At 32.5% G+C, this 25674-nt stretch carries 21 protein-coding genes, 1 pseudogene and 1 riboswitch; of the genes and pseudogenes, 3 read left to right on the forward strand and 19 right to left on the reverse strand.

The annotated features are described in order from the left end of the window. Window positions 1-44: 44 nt before the first annotated feature. A complete protein-coding gene (locus COI44_RS04865; protein WP_098426926.1) occupies window positions 45-1037 on the reverse strand; it encodes a hypothetical protein in 993 nt (330 codons plus the stop codon). A 264-nt stretch (window positions 1038-1301) separates the two neighbouring features. Further along, complete coding sequence (locus tag COI44_RS04870) at window positions 1302-2255, reverse strand: carbohydrate kinase family protein (RefSeq protein ID WP_098426927.1); 954 nt, start codon at window positions 2253-2255, stop codon at window positions 1302-1304. Window positions 2256-2439: 184 nt separating this feature from the next. Continuing rightward, window positions 2440-2484: riboswitch (PreQ1 riboswitch) on the forward strand. Window positions 2485-2489: 5 nt separating this feature from the next. Between COI44_RS04870 and COI44_RS04875 the strand changes: the two genes are divergently transcribed. Continuing rightward, the gene (locus COI44_RS04875; protein WP_056470694.1) at window positions 2490-2975 is read left to right on the forward strand and encodes a QueT transporter family protein; all 486 of its coding nucleotides are present in this window, start codon (window positions 2490-2492) and stop codon (window positions 2973-2975) included. A 49-nt stretch (window positions 2976-3024) separates the two neighbouring features. Here the strand turns inward: COI44_RS04875 and COI44_RS04880 are convergent, their stop codons facing one another. After that, window positions 3025-3402, reverse strand: a complete 378-nt coding sequence (locus tag COI44_RS04880) for a VOC family protein (protein ID WP_098426928.1) — start codon at window positions 3400-3402, stop codon at window positions 3025-3027. 182 nt (window positions 3403-3584) lie between these two features. Between COI44_RS04880 and COI44_RS04885 the strand changes: the two genes are divergently transcribed. After that, complete coding sequence (locus COI44_RS04885) at window positions 3585-4250, forward strand: O-methyltransferase (protein ID WP_098426929.1); 666 nt, start codon at window positions 3585-3587, stop codon at window positions 4248-4250. A gap of 209 nt (window positions 4251-4459) precedes the next feature. On the opposite strand, the pseudogene COI44_RS04890 reads toward COI44_RS04885, so the two are convergent. Continuing rightward, window positions 4460-4572: pseudogene (locus COI44_RS04890) on the reverse strand (phage tail protein); the annotation flags it as partial. 19 nt (window positions 4573-4591) lie between these two features. Further along, complete coding sequence (locus COI44_RS04895) at window positions 4592-5071, reverse strand: GyrI-like domain-containing protein (protein ID WP_098426930.1); 480 nt, start codon at window positions 5069-5071, stop codon at window positions 4592-4594. Window positions 5072-5179: 108 nt separating this feature from the next. Between COI44_RS04895 and COI44_RS04900 the strand changes: the two genes are divergently transcribed. After that, window positions 5180-6142 (forward strand): helix-turn-helix transcriptional regulator, encoded by a 963-nt coding sequence (locus tag COI44_RS04900; protein WP_098426931.1) that lies wholly within the window; start codon window positions 5180-5182, stop codon window positions 6140-6142. 536 nt (window positions 6143-6678) lie between these two features. Here the strand turns inward: COI44_RS04900 and mutL are convergent. The 14 genes from mutL to recA all read right to left on the reverse strand — a co-directional run bounded on the left by mutL (window position 6679) and on the right by recA (window position 25650). Continuing rightward, window positions 6679-8622 (reverse strand): DNA mismatch repair endonuclease MutL, encoded by a 1944-nt coding sequence (gene mutL, locus COI44_RS04905; RefSeq protein ID WP_098426932.1) that lies wholly within the window; start codon window positions 8620-8622, stop codon window positions 6679-6681. A 112-nt stretch (window positions 8623-8734) separates the two neighbouring features. Next, window positions 8735-11380 carry a DNA mismatch repair protein MutS gene (mutS, locus tag COI44_RS04910; protein WP_098426933.1) on the reverse strand — a complete coding sequence of 882 codons (2646 nt, stop codon included), beginning with the start codon at window positions 11378-11380 and terminating at the stop codon, window positions 8735-8737. Between the two features lie 161 nt (window positions 11381-11541). Continuing rightward, window positions 11542-12087, reverse strand: coding sequence for an outer spore coat protein CotE (gene cotE / locus COI44_RS04915; RefSeq protein ID WP_098426934.1), 546 nt, complete (start codon window positions 12085-12087; stop codon window positions 11542-11544). 273 nt (window positions 12088-12360) lie between these two features. Continuing rightward, complete coding sequence (locus COI44_RS04920) at window positions 12361-12807, reverse strand: YlbF/YmcA family competence regulator (RefSeq protein WP_098426935.1); 447 nt, start codon at window positions 12805-12807, stop codon at window positions 12361-12363. Beyond that, window positions 12807-14336, reverse strand: coding sequence for a tRNA (N6-isopentenyl adenosine(37)-C2)-methylthiotransferase MiaB (miaB, locus tag COI44_RS04925; RefSeq protein ID WP_098426936.1), 1530 nt, complete (start codon window positions 14334-14336; stop codon window positions 12807-12809). The genes COI44_RS04920 and miaB overlap by 1 nt, the downstream gene beginning before the upstream one ends. Before the next feature lie 333 nt (window positions 14337-14669). Beyond that, on the reverse strand, window positions 14670-15620 hold the full coding sequence (mraY, locus tag COI44_RS04930) for a phospho-N-acetylmuramoyl-pentapeptide-transferase (RefSeq protein ID WP_098426937.1): 951 nt from the start codon (window positions 15618-15620) through the stop codon (window positions 14670-14672). A gap of 672 nt (window positions 15621-16292) precedes the next feature. Beyond that, window positions 16293-16838: a GNAT family N-acetyltransferase gene (locus COI44_RS04935; RefSeq protein ID WP_098426938.1), complete on the reverse strand. Its 546-nt coding sequence runs from the start codon at window positions 16836-16838 to the stop codon at window positions 16293-16295. Window positions 16839-16969: 131 nt separating this feature from the next. Then, entirely contained in the window at window positions 16970-17836 is an 867-nt protein-coding gene (locus tag COI44_RS04940) for a 2-oxoacid:ferredoxin oxidoreductase subunit beta (protein WP_098426939.1), read from the reverse strand. Next, on the reverse strand, window positions 17823-19580 hold the full coding sequence (locus COI44_RS04945) for a 2-oxoacid:acceptor oxidoreductase subunit alpha (RefSeq protein WP_098426940.1): 1758 nt from the start codon (window positions 19578-19580) through the stop codon (window positions 17823-17825). Before COI44_RS04945 ends, COI44_RS04940 begins: the two co-directional genes overlap by 14 nt. A gap of 228 nt (window positions 19581-19808) precedes the next feature. Beyond that, entirely contained in the window at window positions 19809-20735 is a 927-nt protein-coding gene (locus COI44_RS04950; protein WP_098426941.1) for a dipeptidase, read from the reverse strand. Between the two features lie 239 nt (window positions 20736-20974). After that, window positions 20975-21235, reverse strand: a complete 261-nt coding sequence (gene spoVS / locus COI44_RS04955) for a stage V sporulation protein SpoVS (RefSeq protein WP_088041153.1) — start codon at window positions 21233-21235, stop codon at window positions 20975-20977. A gap of 126 nt (window positions 21236-21361) precedes the next feature. Then, window positions 21362-22153, reverse strand: a complete 792-nt coding sequence (locus COI44_RS04960; protein WP_098426942.1) for a TIGR00282 family metallophosphoesterase — start codon at window positions 22151-22153, stop codon at window positions 21362-21364. 214 nt (window positions 22154-22367) lie between these two features. Next, window positions 22368-23939, reverse strand: coding sequence for a ribonuclease Y (gene rny / locus COI44_RS04965; protein WP_098426943.1), 1572 nt, complete (start codon window positions 23937-23939; stop codon window positions 22368-22370). A gap of 667 nt (window positions 23940-24606) precedes the next feature. Then, on the reverse strand, window positions 24607-25650 hold the full coding sequence (recA, locus tag COI44_RS04970) for a recombinase RecA (protein ID WP_098426944.1): 1044 nt from the start codon (window positions 25648-25650) through the stop codon (window positions 24607-24609). Window positions 25651-25674: the final 24 nt, after the last annotated feature.

The following is a 25674-nucleotide window of genomic DNA, read 5'->3' on the forward strand; positions in this document are numbered from 1 at the left end:
CAAGCGTTTTTAAATCGTAATATAAGTTGTCCTTTTTATTGTAACTAAGCGAATATAACTTTTTTGTTATATAAAATATATTCCCTTCTATTTTTAACACGAGGAACTCTATCTTTTTGGTAATATCCGTCAAGTTCATTTTCAATTTCACTTTTGTTTGTTTCTAGTATTTTAGGTTTGAATTGCTCTACATAAGGGTCCCCACCTCTAACTACGCAATTTGCCATTGTGTCAAGAGCAATTAAGCTGAGAGGTCTTCCTTTATTTAACCACGATTTCATTCTCCCCCAAGTTGGAAAGCATACTGCTGCGAGCCTTCCCCAATTATCATTAAATTCAATACAATTCAATTCTATCCAATCTAGTACATCAATTGAACGAAAACGATATAGACAACTAAACGCTTGTAACGGCAACTCTTTTTCATTAACTAATTTCAATTTATTTAACACATTATTTAAGCCTTCTTCAATTGGTAAACTGCTCGATGTAGCCAAAGATAGTTCAAATAGTAACTCTTCATCATAATTATTCCATAGTTCTCTAATCCACTCTAAAGCAGAACTTCCCAAGACATCAGCCACTATTTCCAACATTCGCGATTTTATTTCATAATTTCCAGTTGCATTAAACCTTGATTTAACAGAATTTAAAATTGATAAATCATTATGTACTTTAAATGCACTAATTACTTCATCCTCAAGAAACCATCTAGTTATAGAGAAATCTAACAATGTCTCTAAATCTTTTCGAACATCTTTCAAAGTTGGTGCTTTGTCTTTTTTTGATACAATTACGTCTTCTTCTGGTTGACAAGCTTTACCATCATCATCGTAAAAATCATCATGTAGTAAATACTTCTTGGGCGAATGGACAACTGCTAAATTGTACCATTCAATAGGTTTCAAGGATCGTTTTAATAATCTTTCATGACAATAATCGCATAATTTATAAGGTTGATTTGGGTCTTCAGAATTTTCCTCAACATGAATTAAATCTAATTTACAGGCTTCACATAATTTGGTAGAAAAAACCAACAAAATCACCTCTTCTAATTTTCCATATTGTATATGTTAACATAAATTCCTAATATCCTTTTATAAAAGATATTAAAAAATCCACCTAATTTATAATCACATTTATTTTCAGATTCACAGATCTTATTTTCCACTCGCGTTAATTTTATTCGCAGCTTCTCAGGCCTTATTTGCACTTACTTCAATTACATTACCTACCCACCAACTTTATTTATATCTCCACAATCCAGTTCAAAAAAAAAGAACCCAATAAAAGGTTCTCAACTAAAATTGCATTTCTACCCAATTAAGTTCATTAATATGGTGATCTACAACGTTACAACACATATTCGGGTTAATCGTATCCACATGTGAAATTGTAATAGAAGACATTGAAACCGAATATTTAACTGTATCTACAATGCTCATATTATTCATATAGCCATATCCGATCCCAGCAACTAAAGCATCTCCCGCTCCTGTTACATTAACGACTGAAACTCCATCGGCTTGGATAATACCTTCTTCTATACCATCATTATAATAAATTCCTTCTGCATCTAAACTAATAAAAACTTTTGTTACGCCTAATTCTCTAAAATATTTGCCAGCTTTTCGTACATCTTCAACAGAAGTAATATCAAATCCACATAATACTTCAGCTTCATGTCGATTTGGTTTAATCGTATGGAAATAGTGAATATAGTCTTTTATTTTTGAAGCTTTTGAAGCAGAAACTGGATCTAAAATAAATTTTGTTTCATTATGGAAGTTTGTTAATAAATAAGCTAAAATACTAGGATTATCCGCGTCAACTACCATATATTCAGCATTTCGAATAACTTCTGCTTTGGAGTCTATAAACTCCTTTGTAAAATTGTTTGTGATATCTAAATCTACTACTGCAGAGACCATTTCTCCGCTTTCATTTAAAATGGCTAAATATGTTGGGGTAGATTCTCCTTTAATAATTAACGTGTCTTCCATATCTATGTTCATATTTTTTGCGTGATTTAACATATTGATTCCATTAATATCATCACCAATAACTGAAATAAACTTTGTATTTAAGTTGATCTTTGCCATATTTTCTGCAATATTACGGCAAACACCACCAAACGATACTTTTACACTACCAGGATTTGAATCATATGGACGATAATTTTTTTTCGTAAATCCGATAATATCACATATCGAAACACCAAATACTAATATATATGGATTAGAAGGAATTGTCATTTTGTCAGTCCTTTCACTTTAAACTGAAAGAAAAATAAATTGTTTTGATTCACTAATTATACCAGTATAATATATTTTTAATAAAGTATTTTTTTGAACTTATTTTCATCATTAATTTCTTTATTATTATTGACTAAAATTATTTTTAAGTATAATATTTATTTTTACGTTTAAAAAATATATTTTTTACGTGGTTCGAGAACCTCCCACGAAAAAAAACTAAGGAGAAACAAAATGAAGTTAAAGACAATTACTGTTAATGGAGTATTTGCTGCACTATATATTGCAGTAACGTACTTTATTCAACCGTTTGGGTTTACGAATGTACAATTTCGTGTATCCGAAATATTTAACCACTTAGTCGTATTTAATAAAAAGTACATATATGGAGTAGTTTTAGGAGTTATATTAGCTAATTTTTTCTTTTCTCCAATAATGGCATATGATTTAGTCTTTGGTGTTGGCCAATCGATTATTTCGTTATTAATTACAATTGCAACGTCAAAATTTATAAAAGGTATTATACCGAGAATGATTGTTAACACGGTTGTCTTTACGATTACTATGTTCTTAATCGCAATCGAGTTAAAACTAGCATTTCATTTACCTTTCCCAATGACTTATTTAACTACAGCCATTGGTGAATTTGTAGTGATGGTTGTTGGAATACCGATTATGTATTATTTAAATAAACGAGTAAAATTTGAACATCTTATTTAAGTAAAAAAGAGTTGTTTCTCTAAATGGAAACAGCTCTTTTTATTATGTATTATTTGTCTTCTCTTATTAAATAATCATTACCATCTTGATCGTAGAAATTAAACATTGAACCATATGGCATTTTCATCAGGTCATCAACTTTTACGCCATTTTGTTTCATTTTTTCATAAGCAGCTTCAATATCTGTTGTGCTAAAAAGTACAGATGGATGAGCTATTTTTTCTGGTTTAAATTGTTCCATCGAAGGTTTAGAGTAAAGAACTAAAGTAGTAAATTCACTTTCGGTTGGACCTACTTCAATCCATTTAGCATCTGGTCCCATTGGCATTTCTATTTTTAAAACAAACCCCATTTTATTAATCCAAAAATCTTTGGCTTGCTCTTGATCTTCCACATAAACAGTAACTTTACCGATTTTATTAATCATATAAAAATCTCCTCTACTGGTTAATTTTACTACCAATCTATTTTAGCAAACACAATTCCGTAAAACAAACCGATTAAGTATTAACTTTATCTTCATATATATGACTTTTTTCCTGTAGAAGCATTTTTATAAAAGAATACCATATACTTTTTTGAACAGTACAAAGTAAGGAGGAAGTAATCTTGCCTAATAACGTAATTTGGAACGATGTTGATGAATATTTTATAGAAAAACTAATTCCGAATGATCCAATCTTAGAAAATGTATTACTTGCAAATTATCAAGCCGGTCTACCAAGTATAGATGTGTCTCCTACTCAAGGTAAATTACTTTATCTATTAGCAAAAATTAAAGGCGCTAAAAACATTTTAGAAATTGGTACCTTAGGTGGTTATAGTAGTATTTGGTTAGCTCGTGCACTTCCCGAAGATGGGAAATTAACAACCCTAGAAATTAGTCATGAGCATGCAAAAGTTGCCAAACAAAATATCATAGAGGCAAAATTGCAAAATAAAGTCGAAATTATTATAGGAAAAGCGTTAGATACATTACCAACTCTAAAAGAATCAAAGCCTTTATTTGATTTTATATTTATCGATGCCGATAAACCAAATAATCCTCACTATTTAAAATGGGCATTAAAAATAGCTAGTTCTGGTGCATTAATTATTGTGGATAATGTTGTTCGAAACGGAGAGGTAATTTATGAAACGAGTCAAGATGAAAGTGTCAAAGGTGTCCGTCAGCTTATGGAACTAATCACTACAGACACTCGAATTGACACTACCGCTATTCAGACTGTTGGATTAAAAGGATATGATGGTTTTGTGATTGGAATTGTTAAGTAACATTTAAAAAGATGGGATCTCTAAATTTAATTTTTGGATATGGGTTTATTTATCTCTAGACAAGATATGTCGAGTGCTGGTTAGTACTAAATTTAATTGAATTGAGTTCTAAATAAGCAAAAAAGAAGTATGAACAAACTAAGTAACAGTCCATACTTCTTTACTATTTAATCGTAATAATTTCAGGTTACGCTTGTATACATTCATGTTTTGTTCATTAAGTAACGAGCTTCATTAGCAGGTAAACCTGCAAGGGCTTCTGCAATAGGGGAAGTCTCTAAACCAACGGTAGAAACATTTTTGAATCAACGATATATGACATTTTTACTTTCCCCTTTTCATTATTTCTTCACAACAGGAATCCACATTTCTCCAAAGACTAAGCCGTTTCGATTTCCCATAATAACCGCTGCGTTTGGACCACCAACATAGGCAAAATCCTTTACTTCTGGTAATACTTGACCAAAGGCGATGCCAGCAAGGTTATTAGACAATTCATCAGCTGTATTCCCTTCTCCTTCTACAACTAGGTATTCTCCTTTAGGGAATTGAATATCTCTAGATTCCTCAGGCACTGTTGAGTCTGTCATGACTCCAGCATAATGCATCATCTTGTTATTCACAGCTTCGTTCACAGAAAAAATATAATCATTTGTAGCTATGGCTTTTAAAGCATTCAATCTACCATCTTCTTTAATAGCTCCCCAGAAGTTTTCCTTTTCTTTGTTGATCCCTACATAATCTGTATAATCGCTTTTAAGTTCAATTCCAATACCTAAAACTCTAAAACTGTCTTTTTCTTCTAATTTATAATTTGTCATATTAAAAACCTGCCTTTTTTAAATTTATCAAGCGATTTATTTCATCAGCTGATACGTTTATAATAAACTTAAATCATGTCAAAAAATGATACTGTTTAGGAGATACCGATGAAAAAAGTTGAACGCATTAATATCATCATGCGATATATTAACAATCGTGCAAAGTTTACAATTTCAGAGATCATGCAAGAATTTGACATCTCCCGTTCAACTGCTTTAAGAGATATCAAAGAAATTGAAGCGATGGGGATGCCTCTTGTCGCTGAAGTTGGAAGAGATGGGGGTTATTTTGTTTTGAACAACTCTGTCCTCCCAACTGTTCGCTTTACAGATAATGAAATAAAGGCGCTATTTATTGCATTTATGGCAACAAGAAATAAACAACTCCCTTACCTAAAGAGTCGTCAATCTTTAACAGAAAAATTACTTGGTCTCATCTCAGAAAACCAACAAGATGAGCTTGTCCATTTAAATCAAATATTGCTTTTTGAAGGGACTAATCCGAAGAATCCTGACTTACTTGATCTATCAGACTTACCTCATCCAATGTTAGAAAAACTCATTCAAGTCATTCTATTAGATACTTGTTTATTGATTACCATCAAAGAAGAGTTTGAATCCATTTCTTATCCGATTTATCTTCTGCACCTATATCATGACAAAGGCTATTGGCTAATTGAAGGTTTTGACTTGGTGGATGAAAAGAAAAAGATTTTTCCTGTCGACAATCTTATTGATGTCATACCACACCATACAAAAAAAAGATTAAGTAAAAAAAGAATTCTAGAAAAACTAAGTAAGCAAGAAGAAGAAATTAATCTTATATTTGAACTTGGTCCAATGGCGATTGCTCAGTTCAAAAAGTACCATCCTTTAAAAGTCTCAATTTCCTATACAAATCCTTACCAAACCACAGCTATTTTAAGGACTTATATATATGTTAAAAATTCTGAAGAATTAAACGAGTTTACGAATTGGCTACTTTACTTAGGTGAAGATATCAAGTTAAGGAAAATTCCTGAAGAAGTTTTAGAAAGTTTACAAAAAAGAATATACTTATTCAACCCATAAGAAGTGACAAAAAATATTTATGGTCGGCAACACTTTAAGATTACCCTTTTTTAATCTTTTGTATCAAATAAATATTTCTTATTCAACTAGCTGCCTATTAAGTATGAGCTGAAATTAAAGAATCTATCTGTGCAAATTGCTTAAAACAGCAAAATACAATTAAAATCTGAAAATCGCAATTAAGTATGGCTAAACTGCAATTAAAATCTGATAACCGCAAATAAAATTAGTGAAACTGCAATTACATCTCGAAGAATCGCAAATAAAGTAAAAAATTACCTATACCAGTTAAGGTATTACGACTCCAAACTAGCTACTTTCAATTGGAAAATTTGCAAATAAGCTCTTCTTCATACTAAATCGAATAAAAAACAGATAAAACTCTGCTAAAATTTGTAAAAAGAATCGACTTCAAGTGCATAGAGCAGCAGAAATACCTCCCACTACTTATTAAAATTAGCAAATAAAAAAAGTGCTGTTGTTCCATATTCAGTTAACCTGATTTATGGAAACAACAGCACTTTAAAAATTCAATATTACATAACACGCTTAAACATTTTCTCAAGCTCATATGAACTAAAATGGATAACGATTGGTCGACCGTGAGGACATGTAAATGGATTGCTTGATTTTCTCAACGATTCCAATAGATTAAAAATTTCATCGTTTGTTATATATTGATTTGCTTTTATCGATGCTTTACAGCTCATCATGATGGCTTTATCTTCGCGTAGTTTCTTTATATTAATTGTTCCGCGTTTTAATAGTTCTTGAATCATTTCATCAATTAATGTATCCTCTTGCCCTTTTGGAAACCAATTTGGATGTTCACGAATGACATAACTATTCGATCCGAACTTCTCGATAAATAGCCCAACTTCTTGAAGTTCATCTTGGTATTGGTCTAATAAAATAGCTTGTTCTGGTGAAACATCAAATGTGATTGGAATTAATAAAGTTTGTAGTTCTGATGCAACTTCCCCTATTTTTTCCTTAAAATATTCATAGTAAACACGTTCCTGTGCGGCATGTTGATCAATTAAATATAATCCTTTTTCATTTTGAGCAATAATATACGTTCCGTGCATTTGTCCGATTGGATATAAAGGAGGTAGTTGGTCTATATTTTGCTCATCATATACTTCTTCGTTCACAATGACTGTTTCTTCTATATTTGATTGGTCGTCTTCATTTACAGAATTTGAATATCCTACGTCTTTATTAGATTCATGCTTCTCAAAATAAAGACTCTCATAATCGGTTGGAGTTGATGAATCAATTTGAGTAATTGAATTGAATTCAGTTGAATTTTCTTCCTTTATTGTTTCATTAGTCTCATTAGAATAATTCGAATTAGTAGTAAAACGATCTTGAAGCGAGAATGGTAATTTTTTTTCTACATCTTCTTTTATAGAAGAATGTTCAAACGAAAAGGTTGATTGTTCACTAAATATTTTTTCTTTTGGAGCTGTTGACTTTATTTCTGGAATAAGGGAACGACCTCTAAAAACTTTTTTTATACTTTCAGTAATTAATGTAAATAATTGATCCTCTTTACTAAAACGAACTTCTTGTTTTGTTGGATGTACATTTACATCGACCAATTGAGGGTCCATTTTAATAAATAACGAAACGATTGGAAAACGACCAATTGGGAGCAAAGTATGATAGCCTTCGCTTATTGATTTGTTTACGCCATAGTGTTTTACATATCTTCCATTTACATATAGTGATATATAGTTTCTAGTTGCTCGTGTATATTCAGGCATGGATAAATAGCCTTCAATTTGAAAGTCTAATGACTCGCCTTTAAAATGAACCATGTTTTTTGCAATTTGTAGACCGTATAATGATGCAAGAATTTGTCTTGCGTCTCCATTTCCATTACTACGGAACATCAATTTATCATTATGTTTCAAATCAAAAGCGATTTGTGGATTTGCTAATGCTAATCGATAGACAACGTCTGTCACATTACTTAATTCTGTTTGAACCGTTCTCATATATTTTAATCTAGCTGGTGTATTAAAAAATAAATTCGAAACTTCAATACTCGTCCCTTTTGATTTAGCAATTTCTTTTTGAGATTGCAATACGCCACCTTTTAAAATTGTTTCAATTCCAGGTCCGTCTTCGGTTGATGTTTTAACTGTAACATAACTAACAGATGCAATACTCGGTAATGCTTCACCTCGGAAGCCTAATGTACGTATTCGAAACAAGTCATTTTCATCTTTTATTTTACTAGTTGCATGGCGCTCAAATGCAAGAATACTATCTTCCTTTGTCATCCCTTCGCCATTATCACTTACAAAAATTCGTGAGAGTCCACCGTCGTTAATTTCAACTGTAATACGTGTACTAATTGCATCAATTGCATTCTCAAGTAATTCCTTTACAACTGATGCAGGACGTTCTACAACTTCACCTGCCGCTATTTGATTGGCTAAAATCTCATCTAACTTCTGTATTTTTGACATTAGTGAACCTCCTCTCTAAATAAATGCACTAAACAATAAAAAAAGGTATAGTACATTAAGCTATTATCATAATTTTAACTATGAATAAAAAGAAAGGCCAATTGGCCTTCTTTTATTTTTTAACTTGCTTTTGAAGTTCATATAGTAAATTAAATGCTTCCATAGGATTTAATTCTAGTATATTTAATCCTTTTAATTGATCAATGACAGGATGGTTTTTAACAACTTCTTTAACCACCGGTTGATGATCGTCAAATAAACTTAACTGAGATTCAGCATCCTCTTTGTCGTTTGTAGTTTGAACAATTTCTTTTTTAGGTACTTGAATATTTACAATCTCTTTTTCTGTATTTTTAATTTCCTCTTTAACATAGGAATGATTATTTGATTCTAAATCATTTAATAGTTCTTTTGCTCGAACGATTACATCTTTCGGAAGGTTTGCTAATTCGGCAACGTGGATACCGTAGCTTTGATCCGCTGCACCTTCAAAGATTTTATGAAGGAATAATACTTTTCCATCTTGCTCTTTTGCTGCTACGTGAATATTTTTCAAAAACTTAAGTTGATTTGCTAATACCGTCAATTCATGATAGTGAGTAGAAAAAAGCGTTTTTGCTCCGATATGATCATGTATATATTCGATCATCGCTTGAGCTAAAGCCATTCCATCATATGTTGATGTTCCTCTACCAATTTCATCAAATAAGATTAAACTTTTTTCTGTTGCATTCGTGATTGCATAATTAGCTTCTAACATTTCGACCATAAATGTACTCTGCCCAGAAATTAAATCATCTGCAGCACCAATTCTCGTAAATATTTGATCAAAAACAGGTAATTTCGCATATTCAGCAGGTACATAGCATCCAATTTGAGCCAGTATACTTATTAATGCAACTTGTTTCATATACGTACTTTTACCAGCCATGTTAGGTCCTGTAATTAAAAATTGATGAGTATCAACATCGAAATTTGTATCATTCGGAATATACTCTGAGCCTAGAAGTACCTTTTCAACTACTGGATGTCTTCCATTCTTCACGATATATTCTCTTTCCTCGGTAAATGTGGGTCTTATATATCCATTTTTTTCACTAACTACAGAAAAACTTTGTAAAACGTCAATTTGACTAATTACTTGTCCTAATGTTTGAAGTCTAGATAAATATTGTTTTACTTGTTCTCGAATTGAAATAAATAACTCATATTCCAATCCAATCATTTTTTCTTCAGCTTCAAGAATCATTGTTTCTTTTTCTTTTAGCTCTTCAGTTATAAAGCGTTCTGCATTCGCTAACGTTTGTTTACGTTCGTAACGCCCTTCTGGTAATTGACTAATATTTGATCTAGTTACCTCGATAAAGTAGCCGAAGATTCGATTGTATCCAATTTTTAAGGACTTAATCCCCGTAATTTCTCTTTCTCTTTGTTCTAATTCCATTAGCCAATTTTTACCGTTCTTACTAACGAATCGATATTCATCTAATGTTTTATGAAAGCCATCTTTAATCATGTTTCCTTCTTTAATTGATAAAGGCGCATCTTCAATAATTGCATTCTCTAAAAGCATATGAAGTTCTTCACATGGATCGATTTGATTAATTAGTTCATCTATCGTTTCATGGCTAATTGATTTTAAAGCATGAATAATTGAAGGTATTGTTTGAAGTGAACGTTTTAATTGTAATAAATCTCTTGCATTTACATTACCAAATGAGACTTTACCAGCTAAACGCTCTAAATCATATACATCTTTTAATAATTCCTTTAGGTCTTCACGTATAAAATAGTTATCCATTAGCAATTCCACAATTGTCAAACGATGCTCGATTTGTTTCGTACTTACTAGTGGACGTTGAATCCATTTTTTTAGTAATCGTCCACCCATCGCTGTTTTCGTTTCATCTAATAACCAATTCAAAGAACCTTGTTTGTTTTTTGAACGTTGTGTTTCAACTAATTCAAGATTTCTCATCGAATACATGTCCATGTTTAAAAAATCATGTTGATGAATAACGACTATTTCTTGAAGATGAGAAAGTGTTCGTTTTTGTGTTCTGGATAAATAATTTAATAATCTTGCGGCAGTAGATTTTAAACTAGTTTGATCAATTGATTTTACAACATTTGTAAACTCTTCTGATAAACGATTGTTCTCCTCGAATGAAACGGTAATTGAAAAACTTTTTTCAAGTGTTTGAATCGCTTTAGATGAAAAATCTTCATTTACAACTACTTCTTTTGTACCAGTTGCTGCAATTTTTAAAACTGCTTCTTCAATTGAACCAATAAGTAATAAAGCATTGCCCTCACCAGTCGTCAAATCAATCCAAGCCAAAGCATATGAACTTGGTGTTACTTCTGATAATGTTGAGATATAATGATTTTGCTTTTCATCAATCGATCTACCCTCCATTTGCGTCCCTGGAGTAATCAACTGAACAACTTCTCTTCGAACTACTCCTTTTGCGACGGATGGATCTTCGACTTGTTCACAAATAGCTACTTTATATCCTTTTTCAACTAATTGTTCTATATATCCTGCAGCAGAATGGTATGGTACCCCGCACATCGGAATACGTCCATCAGTTCCTCCTGCTCGTCCGGTTAAAGTAATTTCTAAAATTTGAGATGCCTTAATTGCATCCTCAAAAAACATTTCATAAAAATCACCAAGTCTAAAAAACAAAAATGCGTCTTGGTAATTTTTCTTTATATTTAAATATTGCTCAATCATTGGCGTATAAGTTGCCATTCTATCCTCTCCATCAAAAAACATTCTTCGCATATTATATCACATTTTGCGAAAAGGCTTAGAAAGTTCGAAAGTTAAGAAAAAGAAAACTTCCAACCGATTGGAAATGCAAAATCTTTATAAAATAAAAAAGCTAGGAAGTATCACCTTCCTAGCCTAGCTTACTCTTCTTCGCCCTCTAAAACAAAATCTGGATCTAAATCTTCAAACTCATCATCTACATCAAAGAACTCGTCATCGTCGTGTACACCATGTGGTGCAACAAGTACGACTATCTTCGTTTCGCCTACAACTTCAACTAATACTTCTTTCTCTACAGTTACAATAAATCGATTTCCATTTGGAGAAATAATTGCATCTAAACAATTTGGATGTTTTAATGATCTGGCAATTACTTCACAATCTTCGCCAGTAAAGTTTTCATCTCTGTGTCTTAACTTTACTACTTCAGTATACTTAACAGACTCAGGAACTACTTCTGTTTTCGTATTGTCACCATAGGAGTACCAAATATTAATATCATATTTACCAGATACTTCTACTCCATCCTTACATTTTTTTGCATCATATACATGGTTTATAACCCAGCAGCCTAAAATACTTGATGGAGTATGATTTGGTGTGAGTGTATGTGTGACTTTGTTATATTTCTTGCCTCTTCCTACGACTGCCTTCGTTATAATCTCTCTATGTTCGCGTTCAGACATAGGTGTGACCCTCCTCGTTCCATTTTCATTTCATTCTATGCGTGACATATGCGGAATGTGTTAATGACATGAAAATTCTTTTATACAAGTTAAAAAAACATGTGATGATAAATTGTATGACGACAGCCTAATAAAGTTGACTCTAAATTGAAGAATTTAAAAAATAAACATAAAAATTATGATATTAAGGCTATTTAGTAATTACTTTATTAGCTTTACATAAAAAAAAGACTCGGGGCAGCAAAATTAATTGCTTCCTTGAGTCTTTTTTTATTAATGGCCGCAGCTATCTGTTTTGCAAGCATCCGGTCCATGTGCTACTTTTGAACCTGTCTCACCACTTAATAAGTTACCACCAGTTGACTTAATGATTTCGTCTGTCACACCATTTGAGATCGTGTGAGCGATTAATTGAAGTAAATCATTCACTTCTACTTGAGAAGATTGAAATTCTTGTACAACCGGAATTGTTTCTAGTTTTTCGTTTAATTCATCAAGCTCTTGCTCAACCTTTTTAAGAGCTTCTTTCTTGCCCCAGTGCTCTAAATTAACTGCTTGTTTTTGTAATGACTTAATTTCTTCAATATAAGTTCTTACAGTTTCACTCTCGTTAATTTGCGCTTCAGCACGTTTAAAAAAGTCTACTTCTTCTGTTTCAGAAATCATTACTGCTAATTCTTTTGCACGTTCAACGATATCAATTTTTGTATATTTTCCCATTATAGCACCTCTACTGTTTCTTCTACTAATTCTCCATCTAATGACCATGTTTTAGCTTTTGTTACTTTTACTTTTACAATTTGACCAACGATTGATTTAGGACCTCTAAAGTTTACAAGTTTATTATAAGGAGTATACCCAGCAAGTACATCAGGGTTTTTCTTACTTTCTCCTTCTACTAATACATCAAGTATTTGACCTTCAAAACGTTTATTAAATTCAGCAGATTTATCATTTACAACTTTATTAAGACGTTGTAATCTTTCCTTTTTCACACTCTCTGGTACATTATCTACCATTTTTGCAGCCGGTGTACCTTCACGTGGTGAATAAATGAATGTAAATGCTAAATCAAAACCAACTTCTTCATATAATGTCATTGTTTCTTCGAATTGCTCATCCGTTTCATTTGGGAATCCAACAATGATATCTGTTGTAAATGAAATTTGAGGCATTGCTGTTTTTAATTTTCTTACAAGTTCTAGGTATTGTTCACGATCATATTTACGTGACATTAGTTTTAGAACCTCAGAACTACCAGATTGAACTGGTAAATGAATATGTGGCATTAAGTTGCCACCTTTTGCTAATACTTCTATTAAATGATCATCAAAATCACGTGGATGACTTGTTGTAAAGCGAACACGTGGGATGCCAATTTTACGGATTTCATCCATTAAATGACCTAATCCATATGTACCATCATCTAAGTCTTTTCCATAAGCATTAACATTTTGACCTAATAAAGTAACTTCTTTATAGCCCAGTCTTGCTAATTCACGTACTTCATTGATGATATCCTCTGGTTGACGACTACGTTCTTTACCACGTGTGTAAGGAACAATACAGTACGTACAGAATTTATCACAGCCATACATAATATTAACCCAAGCTTTAATTTCTCCACGACGTACTTTCGGAAGGTTCTCGATTACATCCCCTTCTTTTGACCATACTTCAATAACCATTTCTTTACTAAACATCGCTTCTTGAATAATAAATGGTAATCTATGAATATTATGTGTACCAAATACCATATCTATAAATGAATGTTTTTGTAAGATTCGATTAACAACTGCTTCTTCTTGAGACATACAACCACAAATACCAATTAATAGATCTGGTCTTTGAAGTTTTAACGGTTTTAAGTGACCTATTTCACCAAACACTTTATTTTCAGCATTTTCTCGAATTGCACATGTGTTTAATAGAATAATATCAGCATCTTCAACTGATGTAGCTACTTCATAACCCATCGTCGTTAAAATACCTGCCATTACTTCAGTGTCATGTTCATTCATTTGACAGCCGTAAGTACGGATTAAGAATTTCTTGCCTATACCTGAATTTCTCATTTCTTCAGGAATTTCGAATCCACGATCATAAGTAACTTCTTCTTTACCTCGTCGCTTTGCATCAGCTAAAGATGGAGCTTGGTAAACTTTTTCAAAATATTTACTATAATCTTTATCGTTTTTATCTTTTGAATTATTTATATTAGTGCCTTGAAGGCGTTGTTGTTCATTCATGAAACAATCTCCTTTCTTCTCGAGCGTCCACACATTACTTAAGTATATAACGTTATTCTACAATATACAATGTGCGTTACGCAAAAAAGAAAGCTGATAATAGTAGTATATTTGAATAATTTTATTCATTATTAAGAAAACATTTCTTTAAATAATAAAGCGCTTTAATTATTAATAGAAGAATGTTGATTTCAAATATATGATCCTCACTCTTGGACCGTGACCCGATCCCCCTCGAAGTCTAAAAAGGCACCTTTTCAACATAAAAAGAGAATCCATCGAAGGATCCTCTTAAATTAATAATTCTCAGAATGATAACTGTGTGTTCATAAGTTACATAAAAAAATAAAAATATAAGTAGCTCAAGAAACAACCTGCCCAGGAAACAATCGTAAAATTCATGACAATGACATTTTCTGACCAACCATTTTTAATTCCATAATGAAAATGTATAGGGGCCATTAGAAATAATCTTTTTCTTGTTCTTTTAAAGTAGAAAACTTGAAAAATAACCGAAAATTGTTCAGCTAAATAAATAAAAAACAACATTGGAATCAAGATTTCTACTTTTTCAATAATCGCTAAAAAAGATAAAGAACCTCCAATTGCCATTGAACCTGTGTCGCCCATAAAAGCTTTTGCTGGATATAAGTTATAAATTAAAAAACCAGCTAAACTAGCGATCATTATGAGACTAAAAATTTTCACTTCAATATGATCTGAAATCAGAAAAAAGAAAAAGAAGGTAGGGATTGATACCATACCAAGCAGTCCATCCATTCCATCAGTAAAATTAATAGCATTTGCTGATCCTACAATAAACAAAGTGATTAGGGCCAAATAAACCCATATTGGTAAAAAGACACTTATAGAATCCGTAATCCGAAAGGTTGTGTCTACTTCAAAAAAAATAATTAATACAATAAGTAAAAAAATAGTAAAAGAAAATTGAAAAACTAATTTTGTTTTAGCTGATATTCCTCCTGGATCCTGTTTTGATGCTTTCCAAAAGTCATCAAGAAATCCAACAACACTGAATAAAATAAAAGTTCCAACTAAAAAAAGCATAAGTGGACTTGAATAATTAACGAAAGCTACTAAAATACCTATCAAAAATATACTTCCCAGCATTAAAGGAGTTCCCTTTTTATTATGGTGATCAGCTGGTAATTCCGCTCTTATCGGCTGAGTCAACTTCAATCTTCTTAACGTCGCAATTAAAAATGGTGAAAGAATACTTACCAAAATAAAAGTAATTAAAGCAGGTACGAGTGAGGATAACAAAATTTTTCTCCTTTCAATTATTTTTAATTAAGAAATTCGATAATATCAAGCGATTTCCTTTATTTGCCTATTTTTAAATTTAAGAATTGATTTAAGTGTTACTTTTGTAATTAAAAAAGGAGGGTTTCCAAAATTGAAACACTCCTTTTTATTAGGGGAATTATTCTTAGAGAATCTTTAAATGTTAGTAAAATTGTAGATTTATAAAGAGAAGTGATAATAATGTCTAGGCTCCTATTAAGAGTTTTGGAATCACAAATAAAGGGTTCTTCTGTAATGATGAGTTTTGGCTAATAAACTGTGGTATGCAAATAAAACCTGAAAATTGCAAATAAATTCGGCAAAACTGCAATTAAAAAAACGGAATTGCAAATAAAATTAACAAATCTGCAATTAAATCTAGTAGAACTGCAATTAAAATTTAAAATTACCTATACCCGTTAAGGTATTACGACCTAATAATTGTACATAGTAGATGCTTTTAACTTAAAAAACAAACAAATAATCTCTTAAAACTTACTAAATCGAATAAAATATGCTAATTTTCTTTTAAAACGGTCAATTAAATCAACTACAAATGAAAACTGAAGTTGAAATACCTCCCACTTCTTATACCGCCATAGTACAGAGCGTTTTAAAATGAGAAAACCTCTTCTTATCTCCTTATTATTGCTATATTAATATATCGGTGACTTTAATTTTCCAAATCATATGATCATATCCTTTTTCCCAATAGTCCTTTAATAAATAATCAGGTACTCCAAATTTCTTTTTCCAGATTTTTTGGGCACTACAATAGCCACTATCTAAACAAAATTCTTCTATCCCTTTATTCTTTAAAGTAACATACATATTCTTTAATAATAAATTTCCAATTCCATTTTTTTGATAGTCCGGATGCACAAATACAGTACCGACCTCAGGCAGCCCTTTTAATGCATGGTTTGTACAATTTAAAATAAAATCACTAGCTGGACCATATTCAATCGAACCAATAATTTTTTCGTTATCTAGAGCAATCAAAAAAAATCGTTCCTCACCATTACTTTCAAAATCATTTTCTAAATAGTTTCCTTTTGTTTCAATTTCTTCATTCATACTTTCCACCTGATTGCTAATACCTTCTTTTGCAAAAGTGTCAGTAATTACTATTTTAAAAAATTGATTTAACTCTTTCATGTCCTCTATTCTTGGTCTTCTTATTTTAATATTCATCATCAAAAACCCTCCTAACTACAAACTACTTCAACATTAAATCGCAGTATCCTTCATAATGTATTGTCATACTTGTCTATATTTAAGATATAAAATAAAAAAAACTCCTCAAAAATGAGGAGTTTTTCTTTTTATTACATGAATTCAGCAACTAATTTTTCGAATTGTGCTTTTTCTAATTGTAGTTCTGATTCAACTAATGGTTCTTCACTGTATCCAGAAATTAATTGTTGGTATGATTTTTGCTCTTTGTTTTGGTAGATAAGACCAGTTACTAAACCTTTATTTTGCATTAATGTTTGCATAGCCATTTCTTTGTTTGATGGATCATATCCTTCAATATCAGATAGTTTAACAAGATTTTCTTTAAACCAGTCATATGTGTTTACTTTATTGTAAGTTACACATGGGCTGAATACGTTAATTAAAGAGAAACCTTTGTGGTTAATACCTTGCTCAATTAATGAAGTTAATTCTTTTAAATCACTTGAGAAACTTTGAGCTACGAATGTTCCACCAGCTGTTAATGCCATTTCCATTACTGAAAGTGCAGATTCAACAGAACCATGTGGCGTACTCTTTGTTTTGAATCCTACATCACTACGAGGTGAAGTTTGACCTTTTGTAAGACCATAGATTTGGTTGTCCATTACGATATACGTAATGTCGATGTTACGACGAATTGCATGAATTGTATGACCTAAACCGATAGCGAATCCATCACCGTCACCACCAGAAGCGATAACAGTTAGATCACGGTTAGCCATTTTTACACCTTGTGCAATTGGAAGTGAACGACCATGGATACCATGTAAACCGTAAGAGTTAATATATCCAGAAATACGACCAGAACATCCAATACCAGAAACTACTGCAAGGTTATCAGGTTCTAAACCAACATTTGCTGCTGCACGTTGAATAGATGCTTGTACAGAGAAGTCTCCACATCCTGGGCACCAGTTTGGTTTAATATTATTACGAAATTCTTTAAATGTTGCCATTTAGAACAACTCCTTCCTTGCAAGTATTGTAAATTTCTTTTGGTAAGAAAGGATTTCCATCATATTTTAGTAAGCTTGAAATCTTTTCTGCATGACCACAATTCATTTTAATAATGCTTGCTAATTGACCAGTAGCATTATTTTCAACAACGATTACACGTTTAGCTTTTTTAAGCTCAGGCATTAATTCGTTTGTTGGGAATGGGTGAATTAGACGAATATGAGCATGGTTAACTTTGATACCATCTTGCTCTAAACGAATCATTGCTTCTTCAATCGCACCACGAGTTGAGTTAAAACCAACTAGTAATACATCAGCATCGTCGTGTTTAGAGTTCACTAACACTGGGTTAGGGAATTTTAGGTTATTTAACTTGCGCATACGTTTATCCATTTGTTGATTACGGTTAGTTGGTGATTCTGATGGTTTACCCATTTCATCATGCTCAACACCAGTTACGTGGTGAATTCCACCTTTCATACCTGGTACTACACGAGGAGAAACGCCATCTTCAGTCACTTCAAAACGTTTGAAGTACTCTTTGTTTTCTGATACAGGTAATTCTTGTTTGTAATCAAACTTACCACGGCGAATTTGCACTTTTTCAAATTGAAGTGGCTCAACAGTTTGTTTACCTAAAGAAAGTTGTAAGTCAGTAATTACGATAACAGGTACTTGGAATTCTTCAGCTACGTTAAATGCTTCCACCATATCGTAGAATCCTTCTTCTACTGTACTTGGAGCGATTACTACTTTCGGAATTTCACCGTGAGTTCCGTAGATCATAGCCATTAAGTCTGATTGCTCTTGTTTAGTTGGAAGACCAGTACTTGGACCACCACGTTGAGTATCAACGATTACTAAAGGAACTTCAGTCATACCAGATAGACCGATTGCTTCCATCATTAATGAAAGACCAGGACCTGCAGATGATGTTAATGTACGAACACCAGCATAGTTAGCACCGATTGCCATTGTACATGCAGCAATTTCGTCTTCAGTTTGAATAACTGCTCCACCATACTGAGGTAATTTTTTGATTAAGTATTCCATAATTTCAGATGCTGGCGTAATTGGATACGCTGCCATAAAACGAGAACCACCAGCTAAAGCACCCATTGCGATTGCATCGTTACCGATTAGGAACATACGTTTTTTACCATCAGCTTCTGATAATTGCATTTTATTTACATTCACGCCAAGCATTTCTCTCATTTCTTCTGCTCCACGTGCGATTGCTTCTATGTTTTTCTCAACAATTTGTTGACCTTTTTTACCAAAAATTTCATCTACAACTTCTCTGAAAACTTCAATTGATAGACCTAAAATTGCACTTGATGCTCCAACTGCAACCATGTTTTTCATTAACGAAGTACCTAGTTCAGTAGCTAATTCTGTAAATGGAATTGAATAAAGTGTTACGTCAGTTGAATCTGGAATTGTCGGATTAAATTTAGCATCAGCGATTACGATACCGCCTTTGCGTAATTCATAAAAGTTTACATCGATTGTTTCTTGGTCAAATGCTACTAAAATATCTAAGTCATCTGAAATTGCACGAACTTCAGTTGTACTTACACGAATTTTGTTATTAGTGTGACCACCTTTAATACGAGAAGAGAAATGACGATATCCGTATAAGTAGTAACCTAAACGGTTTAGCGCAATTGCAAAAATCTCACCTGTACTTTCGATACCTTCACCCTGTTGTCCTCCAACTTTCCACGAAAGTTGTTCAATCATTTCCTACACCCCTTTGAATGCCCTCATTCGTAATAAATTAAATTATAAATGGATAATTTTTTTGCATATCATTCATTTTTATAAAAGAATGAAAGCGATTTAAAACATATCTTTTGATATGAGTTAATTCGCTTTCAATTCTAGACCTATTAATCAAAAAAATCAATGATTTTGAAAGAAATTATTCCTTTAATTTTTATATTTTTATTATTCTGAACAAGTAACGTGTTATTTGTAATGTATATATGATGAATAATTCTCATACATAAAGCCTTTAACCTGTTGTTCTGTATAGTGTTTAAGCAATTCATTTGTTAAATTTTGATAAAGTCCTACGTGATGTAAATTTGTTGGATGAGTATCGATTCCATCAAAATCGGATCCCATCGCGATAAATTTTTCTCCACCTAGAGAGCACATATATTCGATATGTTTAAGAATATCTGAAATCGTTGCAATACCTTCATCGACTAAAAATGTAGGATAGAAATTAATTCCTACAATTGCTCCTCTATTAAACATTGCCTTTAGCTGTTCATCATTTAAATTTCTTGGATGTTTACAAATTGCTTTAGCATTTGAATGAGTCGCAGTTGGATATTTTGCTTGTTCAAATGCATCCCAAAACGCGGCTTCAGTACAATGAGAAAGATCACACCACATATTATGCTCATTTAAGTAATGAACTACACTTCTTCCAAAATTAGTTAAACCCCCATTTCTTTCTTCAAGAATTCCATCTGCAGCTTCATTTGCATAATTCCATACTAGACCGACACTACGTACGCCTAGACGATGTAATATCTTTAGGCGATTAATATCACCTAAAAGTGCATCACAGCCCTCTAGCGTCAAAATAGCACCCATTTCTTCACTTTTTAATCCAACTTCATCTTCTTTTGTTCGAATAACTTTAATATGATTATTTTCTGTAGCTACTTTTTCATAAAAAAGTGTGACACACTGAAGAGCTGCATCAAATTTGATTAGTTTATGTACACTTTCGGGAATATAAATCGCATAACATTGTATTTTACTATTCCCTTGTTTTAATCGATTAACTGAAACTTGTAGTGAATCATCATTTTCAAAATTGATCGAAGGCTTTTCAAGTAATTTCATCAATACATCACAATGAGCATCAAAAACTTTCATATATTAACACCCTCCCATTTTTTTGACTATTGAAACTAGTGTAACATATTAATAAATCCAATATTAAAAGTAATAATTATACGCAAAAAAAACTCGTCGACTGACGAGCTTCAAGTCGGAGCTAAAGTCTTAGCTCCATTTTTTAATTACAAATTTGCGTAATCTGACTCGTTACCACTTATTCTTTCTTTAATTAAAAATAAAACAACCTGTCGCTTTAGGCTAACAGGTTGTTATTATTAACGAGGCTCTACGATTAATTTTATCGCTGTACGCTCTTCCCCATCGATTTGAATATCTGTAAATGCAGGGATACAAATAAGGTCTACACCACTTGGTGCAACAAATCCTCTTGCAATTGCAACTGCTTTTACAGCTTGGTTTAACGCGCCAGCACCAATTGCTTGAATTTCTGCTGTACCACGCTCTCTCAATACACCTGCAAGTGCTCCTGCTACAGAATTAGGGTTTGACTTTGCTGAAACTTTTAATATTTCCATTCCTGATCCTCCTTGTACTTACAAAGCTATTATTGTGTACAATAAAAACTATTCTCGATAACAAGAAGTTATTCCTGCAAATATTTAAAAGTTTTTTAAAAATTTTCACAATTCTTTTAATTGATATTATAGCTCTTGATGATCATCATTTATTTGTATTCTTTTTATTGATTTTGCTAGCCCAGATTGTTTGTCTAATTCGATGATCACACCACTTAACTGACCTCTACCTTCATCTACTTCGAATCTAACTGGTAAGTTCGTTAGGAATTTTTTAATAACAGCTTCTCTCGTAACGCCTAGAATGCCATCATATGGACCAGTCATTCCAACATCCGTAATAAACGCTGTACCAGCAGGTAAAACTCGCTCATCAGCCGTTTGAACATGTGTATGTGTACCAACAACCGCTGTTACTCTTCCATCCAAATACCAGCCCATAGCAATTTTTTCACTTGTTGCTTCAGCATGAAAATCAACAAAAATGATGTTTGTTCGTTTTTTAGCGATTTTTATTAACTCATCAGCTTTTTTAAAAGGACAATCAAGTGGTGGTAAAAATGTTCTACCTTGTAAATTTATAACGGCTATTTCAACATCATTAAAATTTAAAAATACTAATCCATTACCAGGTGTACCTTCAGGGAAATTAGCTGGTCTAACTAAGTATTTTGCTTGATCAATAAACTCAAAAATATCCTTTTTATCCCATGCATGGTTACCAAGTGTTACTGCTTGAGCACCTAATTCTAAAAATTCGCGGTAAATTTTTTCCGTTATTCCTTTACCATGTGCTGCATTTTCACCATTTATGATCGTAACTGAAGGATTATATTTCCTTTTTAAAGCTTGAATATTAGCCTTTACCATTGCCCTACCATTTGAACCAACTACATCGCCTATAAACATTATTCTCATTTCGTTACATCCTTCCAACTTGCCACTGTAAATACACAGCACTGATTTTACTTTTAGATTACCCAAAAATACGAAAAGCCCCATTACTAGCACAATCTGAATCTTTCATCTATGCCATTCAACTAAGATTCATTTCAGATATGTATTAGTTGGAGCTATTTTAAAAAATACCTTATTTTGTTACAAAAAAGAAAATAAAGTGGCATATACCACTTTATTTTGCATACTCGACAGCTCGAGTTTCTCGAATAACCGTAACTTTTATATGACCTGGATAATCCAGTTCATCTTCAATACGTTTTCTAATATCTCTCGCTAATCTATGAGCTTGTAGATCATCAATTGTATCTGGTTTTACCATAATGCGTACTTCACGACCTGCTTGAATAGCGAATGATTTTTCTACACCTTCGTATGATTCAGAAATCTCTTCAAGCTTTTCTAAACGACGGATATAGTTTTCTAATGTTTCGCTACGTGCTCCTGGTCTAGCAGCAGATAATGCATCTGCAGCAGCTACAAGAACCGCAATAATTGAAGTTGGCGCAGTATCTCCATGATGAGATGCAATACTATTAATAACTACTGGATGTTCTTTATATTTCGTTGCTAATTCGACACCGATTTCAACGTGACTTCCTTCTACCTCATGGTCAATTGCTTTACCAATATCGTGAAGTAAACCTGCACGTTTAGCAAGTTTTGTATCCTCACCAAGTTCAGCAGCCATAAGACCAGCTAGGTTCGCTACCTCCATCGAATGCTTTAACACATTTTGACCATAACTAGTTCTAAATTTCAGACGACCTAATATTTTAATTAAGTCAGGGTGAATTCCATGAACACCAACTTCAAAAGTAGTTTGTTCACCGACTTCACGTATGTACTCATCTACTTCTCGTCTTGATTTTTCAACCATTTCTTCAATTCGTGCAGGATGGATTCGACCATCTTGTACTAATTTATCTAGTGCAATTCGTGCAGTTTCACGACGAATTGGATCAAAACCTGATAATATTACAGCTTCAGGCGTATCATCAATAATTAAATCTATTCCAGTTAACGTTTCTAAAGTACGTATATTTCGTCCTTCACGGCCAATAATACGACCTTTCATTTCATCATTTGGAAGATTTACAACTGAAACAGTTGTTTCAGCAACGTGATCTGCAGCACATCGCTGGATTGCTAATGATAAAATATCTTTTGCTTTCTTATCTGCTTCTTCTTTTGCTCGAGCTTCTGTTTCTTTTACTAGTATTGCTGTTTCATGGGATAATTCATTTTCGACTTTAGTAAGTATTAATTGTCTTGCTTCTTCACGATTTAAGCTAGAAATTCTCTCTAACTCTTCTTGTTGAGCAGCAATTAATGCTTCTATCTTGCTTTCCATTTCTTCTATCTGCTGTTGTTTTAAAACAAGAGATTCCTCTTTTCTTTCAAGAACAGACTCACGTTTTGAAAGTCCATCATCTTTACGATCTAAGTTCTCTTCTTTTTGCATTAAACGGTTTTCTGACTTTTGTAGTTCACTACGACGGTCTCGAATTTCGTTCTCTGCATCTGTACGAATATTGAAAATTTCGTCCTTTGCTTCCAATAAGGCTTCTTTTTTAATTGTTTCTGAATCACGTTTTGCATCTTCAATAATTTGATTTGCATGATTAGTTGCGCCATTTATTTTAGCTTCTGCAATGGACTTACGGACAAAAAATCCGACAGCATAACCGACTCCGAATGTGGCAAGCAATGCGAAGATGATCAAAATTATAGTATTTGCACCCATGATTTCACCTCCTCTTGCTATTTAGTTAGTTTCATTTTTGTCGGCTGTTATATTGTATAAATAATTGCATCAACATACAGCACACTTCAATTCAATTTTTCACAAAATAGTAATATTTTTTTAGAATATACACTTAAATATTAAATCTCTTACCAAATGATGTCAAGCCTTGTAAATCGCTTACTTACTTGATTTATCAATATTTATTACATTTTTACTAGATTTCATACATGAAAATCTAAATTTTATTCATTAATTTTTTTATTAAGATCTGATTAGTAAGCAAATTAATAGAACTTTTCATTTATAAAGTACTACTTATAAATATAAAAAAAGTAGAAATTGGCTGTTTTTTTAATTCCTGATAATAAAATTATGCGAGATCCCAATGCAGGACACCTAATTACCAAGAGTGACTTGAATTGCCTCTTCATGGTCGTTCCCCTAGGGTCTCAATTCGCATTTTTTATAGGAGTCTTTAATCCTTCCATTTGAATCAACTCTTTCATATTCGTGAAATTTTTTTCTATATTACATTTAAAACCATTTGAATATCAATAATTACTGCTATTTAGAAAATCAAAGAAATATGAAATTATAAATATAAAAAAATGCAGGCACTTTTAATAAGCGCCCGCATTTTTTGTTGCTTTAAACTAACTAATGATTACTCATTTAATAAAGAGAATTGTTCTTCGTCATCTGTTTCAGTTACAGTAACAGGATTATCTAAACCATGGTGAAGACGGATCGATTGTTTTATCGTATCACGTATTTCTCTATTTTCTTTTAAGAATTGCTTAGCATTCTCACGACCTTGTCCAAGACGCTCTTCATTGTAAGAATACCATGCTCCACTCTTAAGAACGATATCTAAATCAGATCCAATATCAAGAATTTCTCCTTCTTTAGAAATACCTTCTCCATACATAATGTCTACTTCTGCTTGTCTAAATGGTGGTGCTACTTTATTTTTAACTACTTTAATCTTTGTTTTGTTACCCACAATATCATTACCTTGTTTTAATTGTTCAGCACGACGTACTTCTAAACGAATTGTTGAATAGAATTTTAACGCACGTCCACCTGGAGTCGTTTCAGGATTACCAAACATAACCCCAACTTTTTCACGAATTTGGTTAATGAAAAATGCGATCGTTTTTGACTTGTTAATTGCACCTGAAAGTTTACGTAATGCTTGAGACATTAATCGAGCTTGTAGACCGACGTGAGCATCACCCATCTCACCTTCAATTTCAGCTTTTGGAACTAATGCAGCTACTGAGTCAATTACGATAATATCAATTGCACCACTACGCACTAATGCTTCAGCGATTTCAAGTGCTTGTTCACCTGTATCTGGTTGAGATAATAATAACTCATCTATGTTTACACCTAATTTTTGAGCATAAACCGGATCTAATGCATGCTCAGCATCTATAAACGCCGCTTGTCCTCCATTTGCTTGAACTTCAGCGATTGCATGTAATGCTACAGTTGTTTTACCTGAACTTTCAGGACCATATACTTCGATAATTCGACCTCTTGGATATCCACCTACACCTAATGCTACATCTAGTGCTAACGATCCACTAGAAATAGTTGAAATTTGGCGGTCAGTTTGTTCTCCAAGTTTCATTATTGAACCTTTACCGAATTGTTTTTCTATTTGTTTTAAAGCCATATCTAATGCAGCTTGACGATCACTCATTTAGATTCCTCCTTCAGGATTCAT

This window comes from Bacillus sp. AFS088145 (assembly GCF_002564465.1).
In the GTDB taxonomy this organism is placed as follows: Bacteria; Bacillota; Bacilli; order Bacillales; family Bacillaceae_G; genus Gottfriedia.

Excerpts from the sequence above, each read along its gene's own strand:
- COI44_RS04870 (WP_098426927.1), bottom strand. The coding sequence starts at position 2,255 with ATGACAATTCCTTCTAATCCATATATATTAGTATTTGGTGTTTCGATA.
- COI44_RS04875 (WP_056470694.1), top strand. The coding sequence starts at position 2,490 with ATGAAGTTAAAGACAATTACTGTTAATGGAGTATTTGCTGCACTATAT.
- COI44_RS04880 (WP_098426928.1), bottom strand. The coding sequence starts at position 3,402 with ATGATTAATAAAATCGGTAAAGTTACTGTTTATGTGGAAGATCAAGAG.
- COI44_RS04895 (WP_098426930.1), bottom strand. The coding sequence starts at position 5,071 with ATGACAAATTATAAATTAGAAGAAAAAGACAGTTTTAGAGTTTTAGGT.
- COI44_RS04900 (WP_098426931.1), top strand. The coding sequence starts at position 5,180 with ATGAAAAAAGTTGAACGCATTAATATCATCATGCGATATATTAACAAT.
- mutL (WP_098426932.1), bottom strand. The coding sequence starts at position 8,622 with ATGTCAAAAATACAGAAGTTAGATGAGATTTTAGCCAATCAAATAGCG.
- mutS (WP_098426933.1), bottom strand. The coding sequence starts at position 11,380 with ATGGCAACTTATACGCCAATGATTGAGCAATATTTAAATATAAAGAAA.
- cotE (WP_098426934.1), bottom strand. The coding sequence starts at position 12,087 with ATGTCTGAACGCGAACATAGAGAGATTATAACGAAGGCAGTCGTAGGA.
- COI44_RS04920 (WP_098426935.1), bottom strand. The coding sequence starts at position 12,807 with ATGGGAAAATATACAAAAATTGATATCGTTGAACGTGCAAAAGAATTA.
- miaB (WP_098426936.1), bottom strand. The coding sequence starts at position 14,336 with ATGAATGAACAACAACGCCTTCAAGGCACTAATATAAATAATTCAAAA.
- COI44_RS04935 (WP_098426938.1), bottom strand. The coding sequence starts at position 16,838 with ATGATGAATATTAAAATAAGAAGACCAAGAATAGAGGACATGAAAGAG.
- COI44_RS04940 (WP_098426939.1), bottom strand. The coding sequence starts at position 17,836 with ATGGCAACATTTAAAGAATTTCGTAATAATATTAAACCAAACTGGTGC.
- COI44_RS04945 (WP_098426940.1), bottom strand. The coding sequence starts at position 19,580 with ATGATTGAACAACTTTCGTGGAAAGTTGGAGGACAACAGGGTGAAGGT.
- COI44_RS04950 (WP_098426941.1), bottom strand. The coding sequence starts at position 20,735 with ATGAAAGTTTTTGATGCTCATTGTGATGTATTGATGAAATTACTTGAA.
- spoVS (WP_088041153.1), bottom strand. The coding sequence starts at position 21,235 with ATGGAAATATTAAAAGTTTCAGCAAAGTCAAACCCTAATTCTGTAGCA.
- COI44_RS04960 (WP_098426942.1), bottom strand. The coding sequence starts at position 22,153 with ATGAGAATAATGTTTATAGGCGATGTAGTTGGTTCAAATGGTAGGGCA.
- rny (WP_098426943.1), bottom strand. The coding sequence starts at position 23,939 with ATGGGTGCAAATACTATAATTTTGATCATCTTCGCATTGCTTGCCACA.
- recA (WP_098426944.1), bottom strand. The coding sequence starts at position 25,650 with ATGAGTGATCGTCAAGCTGCATTAGATATGGCTTTAAAACAAATAGAA.